This is a genomic window from Ferruginibacter sp. (assembly GCF_031430955.1).
In the GTDB taxonomy this organism is placed as follows: Bacteria; Bacteroidota; Bacteroidia; order Chitinophagales; family Chitinophagaceae; genus Ferruginibacter.
In genome coordinates, this window is sequence record NZ_JANPCM010000664.1 from 1 (window position 1) to 3,685 (window position 3,685).

Here is a 3,685-nt window from a genome sequence, read left to right on the forward strand (position 1 = left end):
CAAAATAACTGTAGCGGTAACCGCTTTCCAGTAAGGCGGGAATTATTGAATCCCTGTATTTTGAATCTTTATAGTACAGATATTCCTGGAAGCATAATACATCAGCATTGCTTTTTTTTATTACCTCAATCATCTCTTCCTCGTAGTCTGCTTTCTTTCCATCCGACCGGTTGGATACTCCCCAACTGGATAAATTCCAGGTTAGCACCCTTAATGTTGCCGGAGATTTTGCTACTTCAAACTTTTTAGGAAAATGAAAGCTGAACATTACGCTGATCTGCTTCCAGCTTAATAAAAGGGCAACAATACAAACATAGGCCCACTTCGATTTTCTTATCAACCAATAAATTAAAAAAATAAGTATTACCAAAAAAAGCAGGGGAAATACCAGGCCAAGCATAGCTATAAACCACGATTTTCCGGAATTTATAAACGGAACCAGGCATGCCAGCAAATAGAAAATGACGGCAATAATATTTATTCCTATAAACGATATCCGTAGAAATTTTTTGATGCGTGGCAGCATTACAGAATTTTAAATGAAATTAGGTCTTATAGATGTAACGAAAAATACCGGTCATATTGTACCCATGAGCATTTTATTCCCTAATGGTGGCCGATTCGGGCTATAATTATTCTTAAAATCACAGGCTCCAAATTTCAAATTTCAAACTCCAACCCTTACCTTTGCCGCTCAAATTTACACCTCATTATAATAAAATAATATTTATGGCCAATACGGGTAAAATTAAATCGGTTATCGGGGCGGTTGTCGACGTTCAGTTTGACAGCGGCAGCAAGCTTCCTGAAATTTTAAATGCACTGGAAGTAAAACGTGATAACGGCGATACTTTGGTACTGGAAGTACAACAGCATTTAGGTGAAGACAGTGTACGTACTATTGCGATGGATGGTACTGAAGGTTTGGTACGTGGTACTGTGGTAACTGATACCGGTATTCCTATTGCAATGCCTGTAGGTGATGCCATTAAAGGACGTTTATTTAATGTAACCGGCGATGCTATTGATGGTTTGCCACAAGTAAGCAAAGTTGGTGGACGTCCTATTCATAATAAGCCGCCATTATTCGAAAACTTAAGTACTGCCAGTGAAATATTATTTACCGGTATTAAAGTAATTGATCTTATTGAGCCTTATGCAAAAGGTGGTAAAATTGGATTGTTTGGTGGAGCAGGTGTGGGTAAAACCGTATTGATCCAGGAGTTGATCAATAACATTGCAAAAGCATACAGTGGTGTATCGGTATTTGCAGGTGTGGGAGAAAGAACAAGAGAGGGAAATGATTTGATGAGAGAGATGATTGAAGCAGGTATCATGAACTACGGCGAAAAATTCAAGCACAGTATGGAAGAAGGTGGATGGGATTTGAGCGCTGTAAATATGGAAGATTTAAAAGAATCAAAAGCAACTTTTGTATTCGGACAAATGAACGAACCACCAGGTGCAAGGGCTCGTGTGGCTTTAAGCGGTTTAACTATTGCGGAATATTTCCGTGATGGGGATGGTACCGGACAGGGAAAAGACATTTTATTTTTCGTAGATAATATCTTCCGTTTTACGCAGGCAGGTTCCGAAGTTTCGGCTTTGCTTGGCCGTATGCCAAGCGCTGTAGGTTATCAGCCAACGTTAGCAACCGAAATGGGATTGATGCAGGAGCGTATTACTTCTACAAAAAATGGTTCCATCACTTCGGTACAGGCGGTATATGTACCTGCGGATGATTTAACCGATCCGGCGCCTGCAACAACATTTGCTCACCTGGATGCTACAACAGTGTTGAGCCGTAAAATTGCGGATTTGGGTATTTATCCTGCGGTTGATCCTTTGGATAGTACTTCCCGAATTTTAACTGTTGCCATTGTTGGTGCAGAGCATTACAATACAGCTGACAGGGTAAAATTAATTTTACAACGCTATAAAGAATTACAGGATATCATCGCTATTCTTGGTTTGGATGAATTGAGTGATGAGGATAAATTGATAGTATCAAGAGCACGTAAAGTACAACGTTTTTTAAGCCAGCCCTTCTTTGTGGCCGAGCAGTTCACAGGTTTAAAAGGTGTGTTGGTTCCAATAGAAGATACCATCCGTGGTTTTAATGCAATTATGGATGGCGAAGTGGATGAGTATCCCGAAGCAGCGTTTAACCTTGTAGGTACTTTGGAAGATGCAATGGAAAAAGGTAAGAAGTTGATGGCAGCGGCGCAGGCGTAAAGCGGCCTCATCCTATCCTTCCCCCGGGGGGAAGGGAAAAGGAGAAGATTGAAGAGAAGATTGTAGGTTATTATTTTTTTGAACCCGGCATTAAATCTTTTTTCAACTTCATTTGTCTGGCCTAAGGCGAGACACTCCTGTACTGAATAACAGTATTGAGCTTTTATCTTAGCGATTAAGTAATATAAAATAGATTGTTCTTTTTTTCACCAATAAAATACTCCGTCTGTTTTTTTAAAATGGATGGAGTTAAATCCTCCCCTTTGGGGAGATGGAGGGGCCACATGAACTTAGAAATATTAACACCAGAAAGTAAAATTTTTAGCGGCGAAGTTTACGGCGTTCAATTGCCGGGCATCAGCGGCTCGTTTGAAGTATTGGACAAGCATGCGCCAATGGTGAGTGCTTTAAAAAACGGCAACCTTAAAATTTTAAAAGATAAATCTGCTACAGCATTGTACACCATACAAAGCGGGTTTGTAGAAGTATTAAATAATAAAGTAACTGTGCTGGTAGAAGGCGCAAAAGAATTGTAACTGGAAGCTCCTGCTTCCGGCTCCATAAAAACCATTTACTAAAAGCAGATGGTTTTTTTATTGGTATATATTCGTGTTTACAGTGATAAAGAAAATCTCTATAATAATTCCAACTTATAATGAAGCAGAAAATATTGCTGCTTTAATTATTTTTTTAAAAAATAACAGTAATAATTCGGTTGCCGAAATTATTGTAAGTGATGGTGGCAGTAATGATGATACTGTTTCTCTTTCCAAAGCCGCAGGCGCAATAACTTTTACATCACCACAAAAAGGCAGGGCTGCACAAATGAATTACGGCAGTTCAAAAGCTACTGGAGATATTTTATATTTTGTACATGCTGATACTTTTCCACCGGCAAGTTTTGCCACAGATATTATTGAAGCCGTAAAAAATAATTTTGATTGCGGCCGTTATCAAACTAAATTCAACAGTAAAAAATGGATATATAAATTCAATGCTTTTTTTACCCGGTTCGATTGGTTTATTTGCTATGGCGGTGATCAAACATTTTTTATCACTAAAAAATTATTTACAGAGCTGGGCGGATTTAAAAACGAGATGATGATAATGGAAGAATATGATTTGACTGCAAGGGCAAAACAACAAGGGCACTATAAAATTTTTAATAAAACTACTCTTATCAGCATCAGGAAATACGAAGGCAGAACCTGGTGGCAGGTGCAAAAGGCCAACAGAAAAGCCATACAACTTTTTAAAAGCGGTGCATCACAACAGCAAATAGTGGATCAGTATAAATTAATGTTGAAAAAATAACATCACCGGAAGGTATAAATTTTATAATCTGTATCCCGGTATTTTACGTAATTAAAAAAATGGAAAGATTTATTAATGGCATTCAGCAAGTGGGTATTGGGGTTGCTGATGCTGATGAAGCTTTTGTATGGTACAA

Annotated in this window: 4 protein-coding genes; 3 read left to right on the forward strand and 1 reads right to left on the reverse strand. The window is 38.4% G+C overall.

What is annotated here, in order from left to right; all coding sequences use genetic code 11:
* Nucleotides 1-526 (reverse strand): hypothetical protein (locus ACY65O_RS18885; RefSeq protein WP_462222409.1); only part of this gene is annotated, 526 nt, incomplete at its 3' end.
* A gap of 203 nt (nucleotides 527-729) precedes the next feature.
* Here ACY65O_RS18885 and atpD point away from each other — a divergent pair.
* From atpD to ACY65O_RS18900, 3 genes are all read left to right on the forward strand, one after another.
* On the forward strand, nucleotides 730-2,235 hold the full coding sequence (gene atpD, locus ACY65O_RS18890; protein WP_462222410.1) for a F0F1 ATP synthase subunit beta: 1,506 nt from the start codon (nucleotides 730-732) through the stop codon (nucleotides 2,233-2,235).
* A 284-nt stretch (nucleotides 2,236-2,519) separates the two neighbouring features.
* Nucleotides 2,520-2,771, forward strand: a complete 252-nt coding sequence (gene atpC, locus ACY65O_RS18895) for an ATP synthase F1 subunit epsilon (protein ID WP_462222411.1) — start codon at nucleotides 2,520-2,522, stop codon at nucleotides 2,769-2,771.
* Nucleotides 2,772-2,853: 82 nt separating this feature from the next.
* Entirely contained in the window at nucleotides 2,854-3,549 is a 696-nt protein-coding gene (locus ACY65O_RS18900; RefSeq protein WP_462222412.1) for a TIGR04283 family arsenosugar biosynthesis glycosyltransferase, read from the forward strand.
* Nucleotides 3,550-3,685: the final 136 nt, after the last annotated feature.

Coding starts and splice junctions, on each gene's coding strand:
- atpD (WP_462222410.1), top strand. CDS start 730: ATGGCCAATACGGGTAAAATTAAATCGGTTATCGGGGCGGTTGTCGAC.
- atpC (WP_462222411.1), top strand. CDS start 2,520: ATGAACTTAGAAATATTAACACCAGAAAGTAAAATTTTTAGCGGCGAA.